This window comes from Aestuariispira ectoiniformans (assembly GCF_025136295.1).
Classification (GTDB): Bacteria; Pseudomonadota; Alphaproteobacteria; order UBA8366; family Aestuariispiraceae; genus Aestuariispira_A; species Aestuariispira_A ectoiniformans.
This window is the reverse complement of sequence record NZ_CP062788.1, coordinates 3,592,761-3,614,958: the sequence shown is the minus strand read 5'-3', so window position 1 is coordinate 3,614,958 and position 22,198 is coordinate 3,592,761. Positions and strand designations below refer to the sequence as shown.

19 protein-coding genes and 1 other RNA gene are annotated in these 22,198 nt (G+C 57.3%); 9 read left to right on the top strand and 11 right to left on the bottom strand.

Annotation, left to right across the window (positions count from 1 at the left end; all coding sequences use genetic code 11):
• Nucleotides 1-7 precede the first annotated feature (7 nt).
• Entirely contained in the window at nucleotides 8-664 is a 657-nt protein-coding gene (locus IF205_RS17045; protein WP_259780555.1) for a class I SAM-dependent DNA methyltransferase, read from the top strand.
• Here IF205_RS17045 and IF205_RS17040 read toward each other — a convergent pair.
• A complete protein-coding gene (locus IF205_RS17040) occupies nucleotides 661-1,653 on the bottom strand; it encodes a helix-turn-helix transcriptional regulator (protein ID WP_259780554.1) in 993 nt (330 codons plus the stop codon). The two genes, IF205_RS17045 and IF205_RS17040, sit on opposite strands and share 4 nt — an antisense overlap.
• A gap of 55 nt (nucleotides 1,654-1,708) precedes the next feature.
• Here IF205_RS17040 and IF205_RS17035 point away from each other — a divergent pair, with 55 nt between their 5' ends.
• The gene (locus IF205_RS17035) at nucleotides 1,709-2,389 is read left to right on the top strand and encodes an NIPSNAP family protein (RefSeq protein WP_259780553.1); all 681 of its coding nucleotides are present in this window, start codon (nucleotides 1,709-1,711) and stop codon (nucleotides 2,387-2,389) included.
• A gap of 3 nt (nucleotides 2,390-2,392) precedes the next feature.
• On the opposite strand, the gene IF205_RS17030 is transcribed toward IF205_RS17035, so the two are convergent.
• The 3 genes from IF205_RS17030 to IF205_RS17020 all read right to left on the bottom strand — a co-directional run bounded on the left by IF205_RS17030 (nucleotide 2,393) and on the right by IF205_RS17020 (nucleotide 5,808).
• The gene (locus IF205_RS17030) at nucleotides 2,393-3,388 is read right to left on the bottom strand and encodes a GlxA family transcriptional regulator (RefSeq protein WP_259780552.1); all 996 of its coding nucleotides are present in this window, start codon (nucleotides 3,386-3,388) and stop codon (nucleotides 2,393-2,395) included.
• A gap of 178 nt (nucleotides 3,389-3,566) precedes the next feature.
• On the bottom strand, nucleotides 3,567-3,989 hold the full coding sequence (locus IF205_RS17025; protein ID WP_259780551.1) for an OsmC family protein: 423 nt from the start codon (nucleotides 3,987-3,989) through the stop codon (nucleotides 3,567-3,569).
• A gap of 22 nt (nucleotides 3,990-4,011) precedes the next feature.
• Complete coding sequence (locus IF205_RS17020; RefSeq protein ID WP_311195702.1) at nucleotides 4,012-5,808, bottom strand: AMP-dependent synthetase/ligase; 1,797 nt, start codon at nucleotides 5,806-5,808, stop codon at nucleotides 4,012-4,014.
• Between the two features lie 130 nt (nucleotides 5,809-5,938).
• Between IF205_RS17020 and IF205_RS17015 the strand changes: the two genes are divergently transcribed.
• Entirely contained in the window at nucleotides 5,939-7,717 is a 1,779-nt protein-coding gene (locus IF205_RS17015) for a M3 family oligoendopeptidase (RefSeq protein WP_259780550.1), read from the top strand.
• A gap of 64 nt (nucleotides 7,718-7,781) precedes the next feature.
• Here IF205_RS17015 and IF205_RS17010 read toward each other — a convergent pair whose 3' ends face one another.
• The gene (locus IF205_RS17010) at nucleotides 7,782-8,216 is read right to left on the bottom strand and encodes an Hsp20/alpha crystallin family protein (RefSeq protein ID WP_259780549.1); all 435 of its coding nucleotides are present in this window, start codon (nucleotides 8,214-8,216) and stop codon (nucleotides 7,782-7,784) included.
• A 465-nt stretch (nucleotides 8,217-8,681) separates the two neighbouring features.
• Here IF205_RS17010 and IF205_RS17005 point away from each other — a divergent pair, with 465 nt between their 5' ends.
• From IF205_RS17005 to IF205_RS16995, 3 genes are read left to right on the top strand one after another with little or no spacing between them, the layout of a single operon-like run.
• Nucleotides 8,682-10,019 carry a Re/Si-specific NAD(P)(+) transhydrogenase subunit alpha gene (locus IF205_RS17005; protein ID WP_259780548.1) on the top strand — a complete coding sequence of 446 codons (1,338 nt, stop codon included), beginning with the start codon at nucleotides 8,682-8,684 and terminating at the stop codon, nucleotides 10,017-10,019.
• 6 nt (nucleotides 10,020-10,025) lie between these two features.
• A complete protein-coding gene (locus IF205_RS17000) occupies nucleotides 10,026-10,445 on the top strand; it encodes an NAD(P) transhydrogenase subunit alpha part 2 (RefSeq protein WP_259780547.1) in 420 nt (139 codons plus the stop codon).
• 22 nt (nucleotides 10,446-10,467) lie between these two features.
• Nucleotides 10,468-11,865 carry an NAD(P)(+) transhydrogenase (Re/Si-specific) subunit beta gene (locus tag IF205_RS16995; RefSeq protein ID WP_259780546.1) on the top strand — a complete coding sequence of 466 codons (1,398 nt, stop codon included), beginning with the start codon at nucleotides 10,468-10,470 and terminating at the stop codon, nucleotides 11,863-11,865.
• Nucleotides 11,866-12,007: 142 nt separating this feature from the next.
• On the opposite strand, the gene IF205_RS16990 is transcribed toward IF205_RS16995, so the two are convergent.
• Both IF205_RS16990 and IF205_RS16985 read right to left on the bottom strand, forming a co-directional pair.
• On the bottom strand, nucleotides 12,008-13,375 hold the full coding sequence (locus tag IF205_RS16990) for an IS1182 family transposase (protein ID WP_259780545.1): 1,368 nt from the start codon (nucleotides 13,373-13,375) through the stop codon (nucleotides 12,008-12,010).
• Nucleotides 13,376-13,453: 78 nt separating this feature from the next.
• A complete protein-coding gene (locus IF205_RS16985) occupies nucleotides 13,454-14,197 on the bottom strand; it encodes a substrate-binding periplasmic protein (protein WP_259780544.1) in 744 nt (247 codons plus the stop codon).
• Between the two features lie 449 nt (nucleotides 14,198-14,646).
• On the opposite strand from IF205_RS16985, the gene IF205_RS16980 reads away from it, so the two are divergent.
• The gene (locus tag IF205_RS16980) at nucleotides 14,647-14,955 is read left to right on the top strand and encodes a hypothetical protein (protein WP_259780543.1); all 309 of its coding nucleotides are present in this window, start codon (nucleotides 14,647-14,649) and stop codon (nucleotides 14,953-14,955) included.
• A gap of 266 nt (nucleotides 14,956-15,221) precedes the next feature.
• Nucleotides 15,222-16,988: a monovalent cation:proton antiporter-2 (CPA2) family protein gene (locus IF205_RS16975; RefSeq protein ID WP_259780542.1), complete on the top strand. Its 1,767-nt coding sequence runs from the start codon at nucleotides 15,222-15,224 to the stop codon at nucleotides 16,986-16,988.
• Between the two features lie 24 nt (nucleotides 16,989-17,012).
• Here the strand turns inward: IF205_RS16975 and IF205_RS16970 are convergent, their stop codons facing one another.
• Nucleotides 17,013-18,698: a methyl-accepting chemotaxis protein gene (locus IF205_RS16970; RefSeq protein WP_259780541.1), complete on the bottom strand. Its 1,686-nt coding sequence runs from the start codon at nucleotides 18,696-18,698 to the stop codon at nucleotides 17,013-17,015.
• A 43-nt stretch (nucleotides 18,699-18,741) separates the two neighbouring features.
• On the bottom strand, nucleotides 18,742-19,305 hold the full coding sequence (locus IF205_RS16965; protein WP_259780540.1) for a hypothetical protein: 564 nt from the start codon (nucleotides 19,303-19,305) through the stop codon (nucleotides 18,742-18,744).
• Nucleotides 19,306-19,651: 346 nt separating this feature from the next.
• Between IF205_RS16965 and IF205_RS16960 the strand changes: the two genes are divergently transcribed.
• The gene (locus IF205_RS16960; RefSeq protein WP_259780539.1) at nucleotides 19,652-21,181 is read left to right on the top strand and encodes a DHA2 family efflux MFS transporter permease subunit; all 1,530 of its coding nucleotides are present in this window, start codon (nucleotides 19,652-19,654) and stop codon (nucleotides 21,179-21,181) included.
• Between the two features lie 7 nt (nucleotides 21,182-21,188).
• Here the strand turns inward: IF205_RS16960 and rnpB are convergent.
• An RNA gene (gene rnpB, locus IF205_RS16955) (RNase P RNA component class A) lies at nucleotides 21,189-21,576 on the bottom strand.
• A gap of 77 nt (nucleotides 21,577-21,653) precedes the next feature.
• The gene (locus IF205_RS16950) at nucleotides 21,654-22,145 is read right to left on the bottom strand and encodes a bactofilin family protein (protein ID WP_259780538.1); all 492 of its coding nucleotides are present in this window, start codon (nucleotides 22,143-22,145) and stop codon (nucleotides 21,654-21,656) included.
• Nucleotides 22,146-22,198 lie beyond the last annotated feature (53 nt).

The window sequence follows — 22,198 nt, the reverse complement described above, 5'->3', positions numbered from 1 at the left end:
GGAGACGATGACGGCAGGAGATTTACCGAAGCAGGGATTTCAGTCTCTCAAGGCCGGGTCGAAGAACCCGAAAGAGGTTGAGGCCTATTATAACGACTGGGCAGAGACCTATAACGACACCCTCAAGGACTGGAACTACAGAGCCGCCGATGATGCCGCAGAGGCGCTTGCGGGCTGTGTGAAGCCTGGAGGCGCGATTCTGGATGTCGGCTGCGGGACCGGGCTGTTGGCCGCCGCCCTGAGAGACCGGTTTGACTGCGGGGTTGAGGGGCTGGACATTTCTGCGGCCTCCCTCGAAATTGCTACTCGGCATGGGAATTATGCACGCTTGCAGCGGCACGACCTGCAGGTCATCCCGTTACCGTTGGCGGATGATGCCTTTGATGCCGCCGCCTGTGTTGGCGTGATGACCTATATTGAGGATGCGGAGGCGTTGCTGACGGACCTCTGCCGTATTGTCCGGGCTGGTGGTCATATCCTTTTCACCCATCGTGAGGACCGTTGGGCGGAGGAAGCGTTCGACGCACTGGTTGGCGATATGGAGAAACGGAGGTTCTGGTCTCCCGTCATGATCAGCGAACCGAAGCCCTATCTTCCCTGTAATGAAGATTTCAGTGACGATATCGGCGTCATCCACGCCCTGTTTCGGGTGAAACCCGGTTAAGATGTGTAAAGTCTGGCGATTGCAGTTGCGCGGCGGGTGATTTCGTCGCGTAGTTCCTGCGGCGCAAGCACTTCTATCTGGTCCGTGAAGACCAGCAGTTCGCTGGCAGCGTGGGAGATGCCCTCGATAGGAATATCCGCCTCGCGCCATCCATCATGATCGGGGTGGGCGGCGTTGACGGCCTCTACGGCGGTTGCCCCCAATCTCGGCAGCCGTGAAAGCGCTTTCGGGGAGACACGGATACGGGCGGTAAGCCGTTGCAGGCTGTTTTCGAATCGCCCGACCTTCTCCCGCCATATGCGTCGCAGGTCGAAATCGTCAGGGCGCCTGAAATGGGTGTCGAGAACCTCCGCCTTTTCGATGGAGGCAACCTTGTAGATCGCCTCACGGCCCTTGCGCTCTGCAAGCAGATACCAGTCACTGCCTTTAAGCACGAGGCCGAAGGGCGCCACCTCCTTGTCAGAGGTTCCATTCCAACTGCGATAGCTAAGGTGCAGGTGGCGGGACTGCCAGACCGCTGCCGCCACTTTGGCCAGTGCAGCCGGCGGCCCCGCGCGCTGATACCAGTCCACCGGGTCCAGGTGGAAGCATTCGGCGATATGGGTCGCATCCTTCCGGGCCTCGACAGGAACGGCCGCCAGAAGTTTGAGCCGCGCCGCCGATGCCTCGGTGGCAAAACCCAGCTCCAGCGCGACCTCCGGCAGCCCGGCCATGGCCAGTGCCTTGGCCTCGGCATTGGTGAGGCCGGTCAGGTCCGTTCTGAAGTCATCGTAAAGGGCAAAGCCGCCGCCAACGCCCCGGTCGGCATAAAGGGGGACGCCTGCGGCGCTTAACTCGTCCATGTCGCGATAGATGGTGCGTTTGGAAACCTCGAAACGATAGGCCAGATCCTGCGCGGTCACCCGGCCACGGCGTTGTAACAGAATCAGAATGGTCAGAAGGCGGCTGGCGCGCATGGCGGTTCCAAAATAGATGACACTTGATGTCAACTATAGCCTGCTAGACAGGCAGTGCAACCAAGAGACATCAGCCGAGGACAAAGTAATGAGTGATCTTTCCATTTTTGAATTGCGCCAATACACGCTTTTTGGTGGTAAACGCGAGACCCTGATCGACCTGTTCGAAGAGCAATTCATCGAAAGCCAGAATATTTGCGGCATGACAGTTCTGGGGCGGTACCGGGATGAAGAGGACCCGGACCGTTTCGTCTGGATGCGCGGATTTGCTGATATGGAGGCACGACGCCAGGCGCTTTCCGCCTTTTACGGTGGGCCGGTCTGGAATGAACATGGGGCGGCAGCGAATGCGACCATGCGGGATTCTGATAATGTGCTGTTACTACGCCCCGCCGCAGGGGGGCAGGGGCTGGATATGGCCTTGTCGGCAAGGCCGCCGCTGATGCGGATTACGATCCATGACCTTGCATCGGTCGGTGCGGCTGACTTTAACGCTTTTTTTGAGGCGGTAATGGTGCCATTGGTGGCGGCCAGCGGTGGAGAGGTTGTTGCCGCGCTGGCTACGGCTGAGGTTGAAAACAGTTTCCCGCGCCTGCCGGTCCGTGGCGACCGCGTTTTCGCATGGATCGCCTTCTTTGATGGAGTTGACGAGGAACGGTCCTTCACGCAACGGCTGAATGTGCAAAGCGGCTGGCGTGATGATATTCCCGAGAACCTTTTCCCAGCACTGGCGCGCAAGCCGGAAGTCCTGCGCCTGACGGCTCTTTGAGGACTAATAAACGTCCTCCGGCATGATTTGTTCATCACGCAGGCGCTTGGGTGAGACGCCGTATTTCTTGCGGAACAGCGCCGAAAAATGGGTGTGATGGCGAAAACCACATTCATAGGCGATATCGGTGATCGCCTGCGTGGTGTTTATGATCAGGTCGCGGGCAAGCTGCAGGCGCAATTCACGCACAAATTCCTGTACGCCCATATCTAGTTCCTTGCGGAACTTCCTTTCCAGATGACGGCGGGACATGTTGACGGCGTCCGACAGTTCCGCCGTCGTTACCTGTTCACTCAAATTCCGTTCGATGGTGAGCACGACACGGCGGATCACCGGGTCCGTTACTTTTGCAGAAAGTGAGGGCAGGGGTTGGGAGCGGGTCGGCGGGCGTGCCTCCTCCAGCATCATGATGCGCTGGCATTTGCGGGCCCAGCGTTCCCCCAGGTGCCGCTTGACCAGCCATAGCGCCAGGTCCCCGGCGCCTGCGCCGCCTGCGCAGGTGATGCGGTCCTCGTCTTCCAGGAAAAGCTGACCTGTTTCCAGCTTGGCATCGTCAAAGCGATCCAGATAGTCGCGGTGATGGAACCAGCTTACACAGCAGCGCCGGTCTTTCATCAGGCCGGCCTTCATCAACGCGTATGAGCCGGTGCACACCCCGATCAGCGGAATGCCCAGTTCGTCCGCATGCCTCAGATAGGCCAGCGTTTCGGCGTTCAGTTCTGTGCCCGTGCGCAACAAGCCGCCAAAGACGGCGATATAGTCGAACTGGCGGGGGTCGGGGGGCTGGCGGCTGGTGGCGATCTGGACACCGGAACTGGCCGTGACCATGCTGTTGCCCGGCGCGGTGACGACCCAGGTGCAGTTGCGCTGCTCGCTGCGGTCACCCTTGTCGGCGGCCAGACGCAGAACATCCAGGAAAGACGCGAAAGGCGTCATCGTAAACCGGTCCAGCGGGATCAGGCCGACCGAAAGCGCCGAAGTCCGGGAATTCAGTTCCATTGTTCCAGTAACCCACAGTCACCTACGTCCAGAGCAGCGACTTTATGTCAGCTTCTCACGGGGAAAATGCCTCTGGGCGGTGTGAACTGCTCTATTAAAGACAGGTTGTCGTATTTCAGATGTGGAAAAGGGGCGCCACATCGCTGCAACGCCCCCTGAAAATTCGGTTGGTGGCGGCTTATTCCGCTTCGATGATCTTGATCTCGCGCGTGATATTGGCGGCCTTGCCCATCATGACCGATGCAGAGCAATATTTCTCTGCCGACAGCTCAACCGCACGCTCTACCTTGGCCGGGGTCAGACCCTTGCCGGTGACGGTATAGATCATATGAATATCGGTGAAGACTTTCGGTTCGGTATCGGCGCGCTTGCCGTCCACATCGACGACACAGTCAACAACATCCTCGCGGGACTTTTTGAGGATATGGACCACGTCGATTCCGGAACAGCCAGCTACGCCCAGCAACAGCAGTTCCATCGGGCTCGGGCCCAGGCGGCCTTGCGGATCGTCAGCGCCGGACCCGTCCATGACGATGCCGTGACCATTGGCATTGCTGCCGATGAAACGATGACCTTCAACCCATTTGGCGCGTACATTCATAACTTCATTCCCGTCTTTTCGATTACTTTTTGTACAGGTCGTTCAGTACCTGACCGTATGTATGTTTGACCACATGACGCCGGACTTTCATGGAAGGTGTCAACATCTCGTTTTCCACGCTGAACGGCTCCATGACAAGGGCAAAGCGCCGAACTTTCTCAATCACGGACATCTTCTTGTTCGCACGGTCGACTGCGGCGTGGATGGCGGATTTGAAGGCCTTGTCATCTGCAGTGAGCGTTTTCGGGTCGACATTGTTTTCCTTGCACCAGGTCTCGATGAATTCCTGGTTGGGAACGATGATGCCGACCAGATGCGGGCGATTGTCGCCATAGATCATGCATTGTTCGATCTCCGGTTCCAGGCAGAGAATACCCTCCACCCGTTGCGGCGAGATATTGTCGCCGCCGGAATTGACGATGATGTCCTTCTTGCGGTCGGTGATCTTGAGATAGCCGTTTTCGTTCAATTCACCGATGTCGCCGGTATGCAACCAACCGTCGATGATGACCTCGGCGGTTCGTTCCGGCTGTTTCCAATAGCCGTTCATCACCAGTTCGCCGCGGATCAGGATTTCGCCGTCTTCCGCGATTTTCACCTCTACATCCTTCATCGGCGGACCGACAGTGCAGAGGTCGTTCAACTCACAGCGATTGACGGCGGCAACCGGTGCTGATTCTGTCTGGCCGTATCCTTGCAGCACCCGCAGACCCAATGCCAGGAAGAACAGGCCAACGTCGTAATTCAGCGGTCCGCCGCCTGAGACGAAGGCCTTCAGGCGGCCACCGAAACGTTCCTGCACCTTGCGCCGGACCAGTTTATCCAGCAGGCGGTTAAGCAGCCGTTCCGTAAAGGTAAGCGACTTCGGGTCCTGATAGGCCTTGGCACCCAGTTCGACGGCCTTGTAGAGCATCTTTGCCTTCAGGCCGTCTGCTTGCTCCGCCCCCTTGAGGACACGTCCGCGGATTGTTTCGTAAAGGCGCGGCACCGACACCATGATGGTCGGGCGAACCTCTGCGATATTGTTGATCAGCTTGTCGATGCTTTCCGCATAATAGATCTGCGCCCCCCAGGCGACGGGAACGAATTGCCCCGCCGTATGTTCATAGGAATGGCTGAGCGGCAGGAAGGACAGGAAGACCTCAGGCGCTTCGCCATAGCCGGGCAGATGCTGCAGCACGTCTTCTGCGCCCATGCAGTTGGAAATGATTGCGCCATGGCTCAACATCACGCCGTTAGGGGTGCCGCTGGTCCCGGAGGTGTAGATGATGCAGCAGGTGTCGCCTCGCTTTTGGGCGTTCACCAGGTCCATGACGTCATCGGGTTGTTCCGCGCCGAGCGCCAGCATGTCATCCCATGTTTCGATATGCAGGGACTGACCCGGACGGTTGTCGGGTTCCTCCATGACAATGACCAGGTCCAGGCCTGCCTGCACGGCGGCGGGCAGGAAGCGTTTGGCGAGTTTCGCTGTGGAGACGATGGCGACCCTGGCCCCGCTGTCGTGCAGGATATGCAGATGGTCGGCTTCGGTGTTGGTGGTATAGGCAGGTGTGGTAATCGCACCGGTTGCCATGATTGCCACATCCGCCATCAGCCATTTCGGCCGGTTTTCCGATAGCAAAAGCACACGGTCGCCCGGCTTGACGCCTTTGGCGCGCAGGCCCCGCGACAGGCGGTTGGTCTCATCGGCGACCTGGGACCAGCTCTGGCTCAGCCATTGACCGTCCTTCTTGGACCAAAGAAAGGGTGCGTCTTTGAGCCGAGCCGCCTGATCGAAAAACATGGACGGCAGGTTTTTTACATTATCATAATCAATCACGGACGATTCCCCTGGAGTTTTTTTGCCGTCTCCCCGCGGCGACAAAAAAACCCGACAATACTTGTTCTTATTCTCGCATAATCATATATCGGGCTTGAGTGGTCAGAGTAAAGATGCATAGGAAACAAACGTGGCTGAAAGCAAATTGGAAAACCTGCCGACCTGGGATTTGAGCGACCTCTATGACGGGATGGACTGCCCGGCGCTGAAGGCAGACATGGATAGTGCCGCCGCCAAGGCGGAGCTTTTCGCCAAAAGCTTCCAGGGGCGCCTGGAGGAACTGTCAGGCGAGGAATTGGCCAAGGCTATTGCCGATTACGAGGCTTTGGATGAAACCCTGTCGCGGGTGATGAGCTATGCCTATCTGCTTTATGCCGGGGACGTTACCGATGCGGAAATCGGAAGGTTCTTCCAGAACAGCCAGGAACGGGTGAATGACATTTCAACCGCGTTGCTGTTCTTCTCGCTGGAACTGAACCGACTGGAGGAGGACCATCTTCAGGCGCGAATCGGGGAAAGCGAAGAACTGGCCCGCTATGCCCCCTGGCTGCGCGATGTGCGCGCCCTTCGAGAGCACCAGCTCTCCGATGAACTGGAACGCCTGCTGCATGAAAAATCGGTTGCGGGCCGGTCCGCCTGGGTTCGTCTGTTCGATGAAACCCTGGCCGGATTGCGTTTTCCCTTCCAGGGCGAGGATCTGACCAACACCGAAATCCTCAACCTGATGCACGACCGCGACGGGGCCAAGCGCAAGGAAGCAGCCAAAAGCCTGGGCCAGACGCTGGCGGAAAATATCCGTATCTTCACCCTAATTACCAATACGCTCGCCAAGGACAAGGCGGTGGAAGACAACTGGCGCGGTTTCGCCCGCCCTGTGTCCAGCCGGAACCTGTCCAATTATGTGGAAGACGAGGTGGTTGATGCGCTGGTGGAAGCCGTGCGGGACAGCTATCCGGAATTGTCCCATCGCTATTACCGGCTGAAGGCCAAATGGCTGGGCCAGGAAAAGCTGGACTATTGGGACCGTCTGGCGCCGCTGCCGGATGAGGATGACAGCTTGATTGAATGGCCGCAGGCGACCGAGACGGTGCTTACCTCCTATGGGCGCTTTTCGCCGGAACTGGCCGATATCGGCAAACGCTTCTTCGACAATGCCTGGATTGACGCCCCGGCGCGTCCGGGCAAGGCGAGTGGCGCCTTCGCACACCCCACCGTGCCCAGTGCCCATCCCTATCTGTTGCTGAACTATCAGGGCAAGACCCGCGATGTGATGACACTTGCCCATGAACTGGGTCATGGCGTGCATCAGGTTCTGGCCGGTGTGCAGGGGCACCTGATGGCCGATACGCCGCTGACGCTCGCCGAAACCGCGTCAGTCTTTGGTGAGATGCTGACCTTCCAAGGCATGTTGTCCAACCAGGATGACCCGAAAAAGCGCAAGGCCATGCTGGCCGCCAAGGTTGAGGATATGCTCAATACCGTGGTCCGCCAGATTGCCTTCTTTGAATTCGAACGCCGTCTGCATGACGCCCGCAAGGAAGGGGAGGTAACCTCCGAACAGATCGGTGAGATCTGGATGGCGGTTTCGGAAGAAAGCCTGGGGGATGCGATCCGCTTTGACGAGGATTACCGCACCTATTGGGCCTATATCCCGCATTTCATCCATTCACCGTTTTATGTCTATGCCTATGCCTTCGGCGATTGCCTCGTGAACTCGCTTTATGCGGTCTATGAAAAGGCGGACAAGGGCTTTGCGGAGAAATATCTGGAAATGCTGAAGGCGGGCGGCACGCTGCGCCACAAGGAGCTTCTGGCCCCCTTTGGCCTCGATGCCAGCGACCCGCAATTCTGGAAACAGGGCCTCAGCCTGATCTCCCGCTTCATCGACGAGTTGGAAGCGGAAGAATAGAACAAGCGGTTAGTCAAGAGACACAAAAGCCCCCGATTTCTCGGGGGCTTTTTGCCTGTTTGACTTATTCAGTGCGAATGTCGATTTTCTGGCGTTCGGGTTCCTGTTCCAGCATTTTTGGGATTTTGACTGTCAGCACGCCGTTTTTGAAATGGGCGTCGATGTCGTTTTGCTGGATGCCGGGTGGCAGGCGGAAGGACCGTTGGAAACTGCCATAGCGGCGTTCGGAGAAGTAATAGTCCTTTTCCTTCTTCTCCTGCTCGAATTTCTTTTCACCCATGATGGTAAGGACGTTGTCATGAATGGAAATGTCGATGTCTTTTTCCTCGACGCCGGGCAATTCCATAGAGATTTCATAGGTGTCTTTCGAGTTTGATGCGTCCGCGCTGGGGGAGAAGAAATTCGACACGGCATGGCCGAAATCCCGCAGCGGATCAAAGACGTTGGGCCAGAAATGACTACCCTGGGCACCGGGTACCTTTTTATCTTCTACAGCCATAATACACCTCCAAATTGTTTCAAAGGCGATGATTGAGATAGGGCATTCTGCGCCGATCTTTGAAAAGGGGCTTTGCGGTGGATCAATCGACCTTTGAGATATATGTGCCGGGGGGCGAAATACGCCTGTTGAAATCGTACGAACAATCTTTAGACTGTGCGGCAAATCACAGCGGAAATATGAAACTTGACCAAACGGTCAGGATTTTATTATTGTGATAGCTAAATAATTTCGTCTGAAGACGAAAAATGCCCCACGCAGAAGGGGGCCTGCTTGAACAGGAGGAGTTATGGGGAGTGACCCAGGTTCCAGTCGGGCAGTTCGTGCGAGTATCAGGAAAAGTTGTTGTGTGATTGGCTTCACGCGAAGGGGTGACCTTTGCATGGCCGGGGACGGTTGCGCCGATTTCACAGCTTGGTATTATTGCGCTGCAACATAACATAAGGAACAGCGGGGCTTGGATAGATGAAAATCGCCATCCTGAAGGAACGGCGGCAGTATGAACGCCGCGTGGCTGCATCAGCCGATTCAATCAAGAAATTCATACAGCTCGGCGCGACCGTAACGGTTGAAACCGGCGCGGGTGAGGGGGCTAACCTTGCCGACACCGTTTTCACCGATGCCGGGGCCAGCATCGCAAAAGATGCGGCGAGCACCGTCAAAGGCGCGGATATCGTGCTGAAGGTTCAGCGCCCGATGACCGCCGATGAAGGCGTCGACGAGATCTCCTATCTGGAGAAGGGGCAGACCCTGCTTTGCGTGATGCAGGCATTGACCCAGCCGACACTGATCAAGGCACTGGCGGAAAAAGGCGTCAATGTCTTCGCCATGGAGCTGGTCCCCCGGATCAGCCGGGCGCAGTCCATGGACGTGCTTTCCTCGCAGGCCAATATTGCAGGGTATAAATCGGTGCTTGATGCACTGGAACATTATCCGCGCGCCTTGCCAATGATGATGACCGCGGCGGGCACCGTGCCCCCGGCCAAGGTCTTCGTGATGGGGGTGGGCGTCGCCGGTTTGCAGGCCATCGCCCAGGCGAAACGCATGGGTGCCGTGGTTAGCGCGACGGATGTGCGCCCCGCCACCGAAGAACAGGTGCAGAGCCTGGGGGCGGATTTTGTCGCGGTCAAAGACGACGAATTCCTGCAGGCGCAGACGGACGGTGGCTATGCCAAGGAAATGTCGGACGCCTACAAGAAAAAGCAGGCGGACCTGATTGCCCAGACCATCGCCAAACAGGATATCGTGATCACCACGGCCCTGATCCCGGGGCGGCCCGCGCCGGTGCTGGTGACCGAGGAAATGGTGAAAACCATGAAACCCGGGGCGGTGATCGTTGACCTGGCGGTGGAAGCAGGCGGCAACTGCCCGCTGAGCGAATATGGCAAGGTCGTCTCCAAACACGGCGTTACCCTTGTCGGTCATGCCAATTTCCCGAGCCGCGTGCCGGAAACGACAAGTGCGCTTTTCGCCAAGAACCTGTTGAACTTCCTGACGCCGATGATGGACAAGGACAAGGGCTTTGCCATCAACCTGGAAGATGAAGTGATCAAGGGAACCATGGCGGTTCATGACGGCAAGCCTTTCCATGAGGGCGTGAAGAAAGCCGCCGAAGCAGCTCCTGCCGCGCCTGCGGCCAAGGCGGCCCCGTCCAAAAAGGCAGCACCCAAAAAGGCTGGGGCCAAGAAATCGACCGCCAAGAAGGCAGCGACCAAAAAGTCTTCTGCGAAAAAGACCGCAGCCAAGAAAGCGGCTGCGAAGAAGACGGCAGCGGCCAAACCGGAAGATCGTTCAGCGGAGTAAGGCGCAATGGATAAGAACCAACTGACAGAACAGGCACAATCCCTGGCGGACCAGGCGCAGGCTCTGGCTGATGCCGTGGCCGCCCAGGTTGTCGATAAGGCACCGCAGGTGGTCGAGGCCGCCCAGTCGGCGGCCCATGGAACCCCCTTCATTTATTTGTTCACGGCTTTCGTGTTGGCCTGCTTCGTAGGCTATTACGTGGTCTGGTCGGTGACCCCGGCCCTGCATTCCCCCCTGATGGGTGTGACCAACGCGATCTCCTCGGTAATTATCGTCGGGGCGCTGATTGCGGCCGGTCCGGAACATATGAACCTGAGCAAGGTCTTCGGCTTCATTGCCGTGGTCCTGGCCAGTGTGAATATCTTCGGCGGCTTTGTGGTGACCAACCGAATGCTCGCCATGTTCAAGAAAAAGCCCAAGGCGTGACGGATAGGGGAGGACTGAAACAATGAATGATTACGCAGCCTTTGCCTATCTGATTGCCGCCGTCTGCTTCATCATGTCCTTGCGGGGCCTGTCCTCGCCGGACACGGCGCGGCGCGGCAATATCATGGGCGTGATCGGCATGATCATCGCCGTGGGTACGACGCTCACCATGCCGAATGTCTTGTCTTATGAACTGATCATCGCGGGCATCCTCATCGGGGGCGCGATCGGTACGGTGATCGCACTGAAAATCCAGATGACGGCCCTGCCGCAGTTGGTCGCGGCCTTCCACTCGCTGGTCGGTCTGGCCGCTGTTTTCGTGGCCGGTGCGGCCTTCTATTCGCCGACCTCCTATGGATTGGGCGAAGTTGGTCATATCGGCACAGCCAGCCTGATCGAAATGAGCCTGGGCACCGCAATCGGTGCGGTGACCTTCACCGGCTCTGTCGTGGCTTTCGGCAAGCTGCAGGGCATTTTCCGCTCTGCGCCGGTTACCTTTGCCGGGCAGCATAAGCTGAACGCGTTGTTGGGATTGGCGCTGGTCGCCCTGATCATCTGGTTCTGTGCCTATCAGGAGCCCAGCACCTTCTGGGCAATCGTGCTTCTGTCGCTGGCTTTGGGCTTCCTGCTGATCATCCCGATTGGCGGGGCGGATATGCCGGTGGTTGTGTCCATGCTGAACAGCTATTCGGGTTGGGCGGCCTGCGGTATCGGCTTCACCCTGGGCAACACGGCATTGATCGTGACCGGGGCGCTGGTCGGGGCCTCCGGTGCGATCCTGTCCTATATCATGTGTAAGGGCATGAACCGGTCCATCATCAATGTGATCCTCGGCGGTTTCGGCGGGGATGACAGTGCGGCGGCTGCCGCCGGTGGCGGTGGGGTGGATGATCGCCCGGTCAAATCCGGCAGTGGCGACGATGCGGCCTTCATCATGAAAAACGCCAGTTCCGTCATCATCGTGCCGGGTTACGGCATGGCCGTGGCGCAGGCACAGCATGCCCTGCGTGAAATGGCCGATCTGTTGAAGGAAGAGGGCGTGAAGGTCCGTTATGCCATTCATCCGGTTGCGGGCCGTATGCCGGGCCATATGAACGTGCTGCTGGCAGAGGCCAATGTGCCTTATGACGATGTGCTGGAACTGGATGAAATCAACCGCGATTTCGGCCAGACCGATGTGGCCTTCGTTATCGGGGCCAACGACGTAACCAACCCGGCGGCCAAGACCGATCCGGCCAGCCCGATCTTCGGCATGCCGATCCTGGATGTGGAAAAGGCGGGCCAGGTGCTCTTCGTTAAACGATCCATGGCCTCCGGCTATGCAGGCGTCCAGAACGAGCTATTCTTCCGCGACAACACCATGATGCTGTTCGGCGATGCCAAGCATATGTGCGAAAGCATCGTAAAAGCGATGGAATAGAAGCGGCAAGCTTTGCAGAAAGAATAAGGGGAGGGCCTTTCGGGGCCCTCAGACCGTTGACAAACCCCGTCGATATTCGGCGGGGTTTAGTTTTGGATGTTTGCCGGTTGTTATTGAGGGAGAGTGAGAAGTCCCCTTTCGATCAGATCGGGCTGGTTTCGGTTTTTGGAGCCATTGCGAGGGCGATTTTCTTGATGTTTTGGGCGGCGGCGGCAAGCAGGCATTGCGTTTTGACGGCGATGAGGCCGCGGAAGCGGGCGTATCGGTGTCCGAAGAGCTGCTTTGCGTCGGCAAAGGAGCGTTCTACAGTTTCCTTGCGTCTTTTATAGAGCCTTTTGCCCCAGTCGGTGAGACGGTGGGCGTCCGTGCGCTCCCGGGCGTCCTGCCAGACATGGCGGGTGACGGTTTTGGTGTGTTTGGCGTTGCCGGTGCAGGAGGCAAGCAGCGGGCAGGTGGCGCAGACCTTCGGGTCGCTTTTGTAATGGCGATAGCCGTTGCGGTCGGTGGTGGCATAATTCAGGAGCTGGCCCTGCGGACAGCGGTAGCCGTCTGACTGCCGGTCGTAATGATAGTCGCGCTTGCGCAGCATGCCTGCCCGGTGGTTCGGACGGCGATAGCCGGTTACACCGAGGATATCCCTGTCTTCCAGCCCTTTGGCGATGCCCGCCGTGGCATAGCCTGCATCCAGCCCGACCGCTTGGACATCCAGGCCGAAGCGATCCCGCTGCCGGTCGAGCCGGTCCAGATAGGGGATACTGTCATGCACAGTGGCCGGGGTGGCGTGAGTATCGGTGATGATGCCATAACGCCCGTCCACCGTGCGGTGATCCAGATAAAAGAACCCCTTGGGCTTGCCTTCACGCACCATGTAACCGGCTTCCGGGTCGGTGCGGCTGACCTTGGTCTCCTTTTGCCCGGGCGCGCGTTCCTTCGCCTTCAGCGGCTTTTTGGCATGGGCCGCCCGATCCTCCTCAACCGCCAGGTCCAGCGCGTCCCAATAGTCGGCCCGGGACTTGGCGACCACTTGGCTGTCCCATTTGTTCTTGTTGGCATTGGCCTTCAGATGGGTGCTGTCGGTATAAAGCACCGTGCCGTCCACAAGACCCTTGGCAATCGCCTGTTCGACAATGTGATCGAAAATATCCTGCGCCACAGACACATCCCGGTAGCGGCGGCGGCGGTTCTGCGACAGTGTCGAGGCATCGAACACCTTGTCGGTGAGGCCCAAGCGCAGAAACCAGCGATAGGCCACATTCACCTCGATCTCCCGCACCAACTGCCGCTCCGAGCGGATGCCGAACAGGTAGCCGATGAACAGCGCCTTGAACAGCATCACCGGGGCAAGCGCCGGGCGGCCGTTATCCGCGCAATACAGACCGGCCACCCGGTCGTGGATAAACGAAAAGTCGATCACCGCATCGATCTTGCGAAGCAGGTGATCCGCAGGCACCAGACCCTCCAATGTCACCATCTCAAGTCGGCCCTGTTCAGGCTGGGGCTTCTTCAACATAAGACAATAGAATCACAAAGGCCCCGCTTGCGCGAGACCTTTGTCAGCAGTCTGAGGGCCTTTCGGGGCCCTCTTTTTTTACCGGTATTTGTCCATGATTTTTTCCATGGTGCCATCATTGTGAATTGCCTGGATGGCTCTGTCTATGGACGGGATCAGGTTGAGATATTTGGATTTTCGGGAGATGGCGAAATAGATCGGAACTTCCTCGCCAGGCGAATATTTTGCCAGCTCGATGCGTTCCTTGTAGCCGCGTTTCAGGATGTCGTAGGCGGCATTCGGGTTGGTGCCGACATAGGCGTCAATCCGCCCGGCGGCGAGCATCGGCAGTAGGAGACCTTCGCTGGTGACTTCGAATTTCTGCAATTTTGTATCTTTGTTGAAACTATCGAAATAGTGGGATGAAACCACGGCGCCGACCCGCAGGTTATAGAGGTCTTCGTAATGCACCAAGCGTCCTGCTTCGCCTTTTCTGACGTGAAATACGACAGATACGGCAGAGTAGGGGGTTTTTACATAGTCCATGTAAACCTCGCGCTTCGGATCGCGCGCGATGCCGGACTGCATGTCCAGCAGGCCCAGTTCCATCTCTTTCAGGCAACGTTTGAATGTGCAAGGACGGATGTGCAGTTTGAATCCCACCCGTTTGGCGATTTCCCGCGCGACATCCAGATCGATGCCATCAAAATTCCCATCCTCATGAAAGCTGAACGGGTTCCAGTTGCTCAGGGCAAACCGCAGTTCGTTCGCGCGGGCGTTCCCGGATAAACCGGGGATTAGAAACCAAGAGGCGAGACCGAGGGCGAGTATAAAACGCTTCATTTACTTTGGCCTTTTCTCCTTCTCCCCACTCGCAGGAAGTGGGGGGGCACACCAAAACAGGAAGGAATTAACCTTATGATGCCACCAGTTGGCGAAGATTGTCAGCTAATGTTCCCCGATTATTGTTAAAAAACACTTATTACGATGGTGTCCCAGTTACGGGTGTCACGCTTGTTATCTATCGGATTGAAAAGAAAAAGTCGGGCTAAGATAACCATTTAATTGGTGATTACAGTTGCCTTCAAGTAGTGTCCGGCTTTTAAGGTGTTATTAATGAAAATATGGTACAGTAAAATATGCGTGAGGTATTAGTAATCGCCTGTGTTGATTACGAAAAATACAGATGATTACCAAATATATCTTACTTGGGTAGTTGGTTGTAAAGATGCATTTTCATCGGCTGCCCCTTTGAAGCCTTTGGTCTGACAAGACCGGAAAAGGAGGACGACATGCATAAAAGCCTGCTGTGTGTTATCGGTGCAGGCCTTGTGTTTTCGGTCGCCTCCGCTGCGTCCGCGCAGAATATCTGCGGCCCGCATGAGGAGATCGTAAAGCGCCTGGAGAAAAACTATAAGGAGGCCCGTGCCGGATTCGGACTGGCTGGAAATGGCACCCTTGTAGAGCTCTTTGTCTCCCAGGATAAGAGAACCTGGACCTTCATGTATACACGTCCGGATGGCATTACATGCCTGATGGCTGCCGGAGGCGATTGGGAGAAAATTGATACGCCTGTGGCGGTGAAGGAAGAGATGTCCTGACCGGAGTTCCGAGTACCTGCCCGTTGTTGGAGGGCATTCTTGATATGAGTGAAAATCGGGTTTCTGTCTGACCCGGTCGTTAAATGCAAATTGATGCCGCGACCGCAGGCGGATTGGGGGGGAACGAGGTCCTGTGCCCGCAGTGTTTTGTGGTTTTTGCGCAAAAATTATTCTTAAACAATATGTTAGCGTCTTCCTTCCTCCCGTTGTATCGGCTAGAATAAACTCTACGGCGTCATGACTTTATCTTTCGGCCAGGGGAGCGAATGGGCGGACATACCAGCCTGATTTACGGTTTGATTATTCTGGCGGGCGCAATTCTGATCGTCCCGCTTTTCAAGCGATTCCGCATGTCTCCCATCCTTGGTTACCTCGTGACCGGCATGGTGATCGGGCCTTATGGTTTTGGTCTTGTGCCCGATGGGGAGAATATCCGCCTGTTGGCCGAATTCGGCGTTTTGTTCCTGCTCTTCATGATCGGATTGGAGCTGCCTCTTGACCGTCTGCGCGCCATGCGGCGCTATGTTTTCGGGCTTGGATCGTCGCAGGTCATTGTTACCGCCCTCATCCTGATTGGCCTCGCCGTCTGGTGGGGAGAACCGGTAGGGGCTGCTGTGGTCATCGGTTTCGGCCTTGCCCTGTCGTCGACCGCTACTGTTTTGGGGGAGTTGTCGGAACGCAGCGAACTGGTCATGCGGTTCGGTCGTGTGTCCCTGGCGGTGCTGCTGATGCAGGACCTGGCTGTCGCCCCCCTGCTGGCCATGGTGCCATTATTGGGGGATCAGGCGCCTGAGGGGCATGCCCTGTTAATCCGTGCCGCGGAAGGGTTGGGTGCGCTTCTGCTGGTCGTCTTCCTTGGTCGCTTTGTCTTTCGCCCGGTATTCAGCGTTGTGGTCAGCGCCAAGATGCCGGAACTGTTCACCGCAACCAGCCTGTTCCTGGTGGTCGGCACCAGTTTCCTGACGGCAGAGGCGGGCCTGTCCATGCCATTGGGGGCTTTCCTTGCCGGAATCCTGCTGGCCGATACCGAGTACCGCCATCAGGTGGAAGCGGATATTTACCCCTTCCGCGGTCTGTTCCTGGGACTGTTCTTCATGACCGTTGGCATGTCGATCCAGGGCACGTTATTGCTGAACCATGCGCCGCTTATTCTGGGGCTCCTGCTGGTTCTTATCCTGATCAAGGTGTTTGTCACGACGATTGCCTGCCGCCTGTTCTCACTGCGTTGGGATGTGGCGCTGCGGACGGGGCTGACGCTGGCCCAGGGCGGTGAGTTTGCCTTTGTCCTGATCGGTCTGGCCGTGGTGGAAGGCGTGGTCTCGTCTTTCCCGGCACAGATTATTTTTCTGGTTGTGGCGCTTGGGATTGTCGCAACCCCCTTCCTGATTGCCTTGGGTGAACTGGCGGGGAACTGGCTGCAACAATACGTCGACGTGGAACCTGCGACGTTGGATCATGAGGCGCAGGACCTTCGCAATCACGTGGTGATCGCGGGCTTTGGCCGCGTCGGCCAGACGGTGGCAGACCTTCTGGAACAATTGGATATTCCTTATGTTGCCCTTGATCTTGACCGCAATGTCGTGGCGGATGCACGACGGTCCGGCAAGCCGGTTTATTACGGCAATGCTTCCAGTGCGCAGGTGCTGGAGGCCGCTGGTGTCGGTAAGGCAAAGGTGGCGGTGGTGACACTGGATGCGCACCACTTGGCGCAAAGCCTGATCACGTTGCTGCGCAAGCGCTGGCCGGACCTGCCCATCTACTCCCGTGCCCGGGACCTGGCTTTCAGTGAGCAATTGGAAAACGCAGGAGCGACAGAGGCTATACCGGAAAATATCGAGGCCAGCCTGCGCCTCGGTTCGCGCGTTCTACGGGCAATTGGCATGCCCCGCGATCAAGTGCAGGAATTGTTGGAGATCCTGACGGCGGAAGACTACCGTCTGCTACGTGAGCATGTGCATTGCGTGGAAACCGACGGGCGGACCAAACAGCAGCTGTCGGAATTCTCCCGGCGCAACCAGGGCGACGGCGACTGACGCCGCCCGGGCTGATTGCTTTCCTTAGAGAGAGGTTACCGCATCCAGGAAGGACCGGATGTCCCGGCGCAGTGTTTCGCTACGCTGGTTCAACTCGACCACGATGCTGCGCTGGTCCTCGGCAAGGTCGCGTGTTTCGTTGGCGGCTGATGCGACTTGTTGAACAACGGCAGAGACCTGGTTCGCACCTTGTGAGGCTTCACCCACGTTACGTGCAATCTCGCTTGTGGCGGCTCCTTGTTCTTCAACGGCACTGGCGACAGCCGCCGTCAGATCATCAATCTCCCGCATGATGTCAGCAATGCCCAGAACCGCTGCGGCGGCGGCCTCGGTGCCATGCTGGATTTGACCGATTTTCTGGCTGATTTCCTCGGTTGCCTTGCCGGTCTGGGCTGCCAGTGTCTTCACCTCGCTGGCGACCACCGCAAATCCCTTACCGGCCTCACCGGCGCGTGCGGATTCAATCGTTGCATTCAGGGCCAGCAGATTGGTCTGGTCTGCGATCTCGCTGATGATCTGAATGACCTGACCGATACTCGCCGCCGCCTGGTTCAGGCTGACAACCTGCTGATTGGCCTGTTCGATTTCGGTGACGCCTGTCCGGGACACTTCCGCCGCCTGGTTCATCTGGCGGGAGATTTCGTTGATGGAGGAGGTCAGCTCTGTCGTGGCAGAGGAAACGGTCTGGATATTCGCGGAAGCCTCTTCCAGGCTGATGGAGGCATCGCCTGACAGATTTCCGGTTTTCGATGCATTGTTCAGCATCGTATCAGCAGAGCCGGACACCGTGCTGACCGAACGGCCCATTTCTTCCAGGCCGCTCGCCATGCAGTCATCGAATTCCTTGGTGAGTTGTTCCATCTTCTCATGACGCTCGCGTTCGCGCTGTTGCTTTTCCGCTTCCTGCGCCTGCAAGCGCCGCTGCTCTATTGCGTTCTGTTTGAAGACTTCCACAGCGCGTGCCATGCCACCGATTTCGTCCCGTCGGTCAGCACCCTGAATGTCGATCTCCAGATTGTCGTTGGCCAGTTCACCCATCGTATTGGTGATACGCCCGATCGGACCGCCAATTGCCCGGGTGAGGGCAAGGCCGAGGACGATAGCAACCACAACCAACAGGCCGAGAGAGGCAATGATGGTAAAGGTAAAGCGGTCGATTGCGCCTTCTTTGGTTACGACGGCCTGTTTGACGATCTGGTCCAGATTGCTGTCCAGCCGCGCGGCAACATCTTCAAACTGTTTGATAACGTCCTGTGGTTCGCCGGATACCTCGATGACCCTGGCCTGGTTGACGGTCAGATAGTTGCGCATAAGGCGGATTTGCTCGCCGGCGAACCGGTCCGTCCATTCGCCGTAATGCACGGCCAACTGGCTGACGAGGGTGTGGAGTTCCTCGTTGTCGCCGGCCAGCTCCTCCAGGTGTTTGTGCAGGGCCGCCGTTGTCTTTGAGGCATCCTGATATTGCGTGAGGCCTGTGCGATCACCGGTGAGCAGGTAATAGAGGAGGCTCTGGCGCTGATCCGCGAAGGAACCTTTGTAGCGCAAATAGGTCTGGCCCAGTTCCCGGGCGGTAAAGCTTGTCGTCTCAGCGGACTTGATGTCGTTAATAGCGGAAAAAGCGATGGCGGCCATTACCAGCGTTCCCGCAATGAGAATTGCAAAACTCAACGCAAGTTTATGGGCAATCTTCATGTGACGCAGGAATTTCATCGTTGCCTCCCAATACCAGCGGCGGTGTTGTTTTTTCTTGTGGTTAAGACGCGGACTTACGCCGTTCCAGTTCCGTCAGGTTATATTCGACGGTAACGGCGCCGACCGGCTTTCCGGACGAGTCAGTCAGGGTAAAATTCAACTGGGCGCGCCAGGTCTTGCTGTCTTCGTTGAATTCCGGGTCATCAACAAAGACGGCATCGCTTCCCTGCATGAAAGTTTTCTGGAATTTGGCTTCGTCGCCCTGCCAGAAATCCGATGTAATCGAACTCTGTCCGACATTCAGCCCCTTGGCATCCATGACGAATATTTCCGTCCACAGGCCGCCGGAGGCTGCCTGGATCTGGGTGAGATAGTTGGACAGGGGACTGCTCAGGATAGCGGCGATCAAGGGTTGGTCGTCACTTTCGCGCTCAGCCCGCCACTGTTTGTCCAACTCATCCACTTCCGACTGCGAGATCGTGGCGTATTTCTTGTTCTGTGCGTTCAGTGAAATGGCGACAACCGGATTGTCCAGCCATGTCCTCACATCGGCAATGGCCTTGTCGTCAATCAGTGACTTGGGCGGAGGGGCGGACTGGGCGACGGCGACGCCTGACAAGAGCATACTAAACGGTACAAGACTGAGAAGCCAAAATCGGCCAAGGCTCGTAAAATAACGTTTATATCTCATGACTCCCTCGAAAGTAGATTTTTATGATTAAATGCAATTTTAAGAAATAAAATACCCTAAAACCTTTAATAAAAGGTAACTAAATACCTTCGTTATTTAAGTATTCCACTCTTTTCTTATGTTTAAAGCAAAGTTGAAGGGCGCGATCAGTCGTGAGGGCCTGCTTGAACAGCAGTGCTGCTGCCACCCTAATCCAAAAGATGATTGCGTGCTCATCTGCGGTATCTGGTTCTTGTTATTTGCCTTGCCGAAGGTAAAGTACGCGGGAAGGGGGATATTCATGACAGTAAAAACACGCCCGGGTTTTGTAATGCTTGCCACGGTCCTCGCGTCTGGCATGGGCGTGGTGGATACGACTGCCGTGAATACCGCCCTGCCTGTGATGCAGGCCAAATTGGGAGCGGACGCGGCCGATTCCTTCTGGATCATGGAAGGCTATCTGCTTTTTCAATGTGCTTTGATGCTGCTTGGTGGTGTGGTCGGTGATCGTTTCGGCAGGCGGCGCGTTTTTCTGGGTGGGGTTCTGGCCTTTGCCCTGGCGTCCCTTGCCTGCGCCATATCGGCAGATGCGTTCCAGTTGATTGTCGCCCGCGCGTTCCAAGGCGTCGCCGCGGCTGTTCTTTTTCCGACCAGCCTCAGCCTGCTGAACGCCAGTTTTCCGCCGGATGAACGGCATGCGGCGACCGGACGCTGGGTGGCATTGATGTCTGTGCTGGTTGTGTTTGGTCCGCCGACCGGCGGGGTCGCTGTTCAGTATCTGACGTGGCACTGGATATTCTTTGTGAACCTACCCCTATGCCTGATTGCCTTTTTGCTGGCCCTGACCGGCGTCGCCGCGGATAAGGAGCGCGAAGACAGACAGGGGCGTCTCGACTGGGGCGGTGCTTTGATGACAACGCTGACCCTGGGCGGCCTGACCTATGGGTTGCTGGAGGGCTCTCATTCCGGTTGGCAGGCCGATGTTGTGGCAAGTTTCGTTGTCGCCGTCCTGTCGTTCCTCCTGTTCCTCAGGATCGAGACGAAGGTGGACAATCCGATGGTTCCGCTGGGGCTGTTCCGGATGCGCCTTTTCAGCGGTGTCAGCCTGCTGACCCTTTTATTCTATGGGGCTTTTCAGGGCGGCTTGTTTTTCCTGCCCTTCATGCTGATCCAGGTTGAAGGGATGCATCCGCTTAATTCCGCGCTTCGCATCCTGCCTATTTCCATCGGGATATCGATCATGTCGCGGGAATCCGGGGCAATGGTGAAGAAATACGGCAACCGTAATCTCCTGCGCGTCGGTTGCGTGCTGGCGGCAATCGGTTTCGCCGTTATCAGCCAATATGAGGTTGCTTCTTCCTATTGGTCGATCCTGTTCCCCGGCCTTGTGCTCATATCGATCGGGGTCGGGATGTCGATTACACCGATTACCACATTGGCGATCAATGCGGTGGGTGAGGAACTCAGCGGCATGGCGTCCGGTCTGAATTATGCCCTGTGCCGTGTCGGCATGTTATTGGCCGTGGCCGGGTTGGGGCTTGTCCTGGCGGTTGTCTTCCGGGAACAGTTCGAAGCCGCGCTGGCCGTGTTGATGTTGCCCGAGGCGGCATTGATGGAAATGGCGGCCCATTCGGCGAAGCTTGCCGAAACGCCGGTCCCCGATGGCCTGACTGCTGTCGAGCAGGCCTCGGCCCGGCAAGCCATCGACGGAGCCTATATGTATGGCTACGAGCGGGCCATGCAGGCCTGTGCCGTCCTGTTGCTGATCTGTGCGGGGATCGCCGCCTGGATGGAAAAGCCACAGCATGCGGTGCGGCAGGTTGCTGATTAGTGGAAATTAGATCAGACGGCCTGTAAGCCGGGTTCTGTCCACACCCTTGCGGGTGTTGAATGGCCATTCATCTGGGACGTCCGTCGCCGAACGCCTCATGCAACCTACCCGGACGGTGGCGCGGAAACTCGCCTGCCGGCCTTACCCGGCGACCATCCCTATTCGGTTTTGCTCCCGGTGGGGTTTACCATGCCCCCGTTGTTGCCAACGGGGCGGTGCGCTCTTACCGCACCCTTTCACCCTTACCCCGGCGGACCGGGGCGGTTTGCTTTCTGTGGCACTTTCCCTAGGGTCACCCCCGCCAGGCGTTACCTGGCACCGTGTTCCCGTGGAGCCCGGACTTTCCTCGGCCCTGCTGGTTTCCCGTGCAAGGCCGCGGCCATCCAGCCGTCTGATCTGCCCCTTAGATAGTCGGGATGAAGGGTAAATGCAATTGTGCTTTCGCGAGAACGGCCCATGGCCCGCCCGGTCGTTATTCCGCGGGCTGTACGCTTGTCGTGACAGGGCCTGTGTCCTGTTTCTGGTCGGCCACATGCAGGGCTGGCTTGCGGGATGCGCCCTGTGATTTCGCACCCTGATGGGCCACAAGTCTGGCGCTGATATCCGCCTTTTCCGGTTTGGTGCGGCTATAGTGACCTTCAATGGTCGCACCCGCCTTCACCTCAAGCACTTCGTGATAGACGTTGCCGGTGACGCGGGCGGTTTTGCTCAAGGTCACGGATGTTGCCCGGATTTCACCGGACAGTTGTCCATGGATCAGGACCGTATCGGCCTGGACCGTTCCTTCAAGCTCACCATCCTTGCCGATGATCAGTTCGTTACAGGAAATGCTGCCTTCGAATTTACCGTCCAAGCGGACGATCCCGCTGCCGGTAATTTCCCCGGTCAACGATAACCCCCTGGCAATGACTGACTCTTCCTTCGTCTGCGGCGAAGGATTATCCTTGGGCGTAGAGCCGAACACGGTAAATCTCCCAACCTCGTGGTATGAAAAGATACACACAGGTAACCCACGCG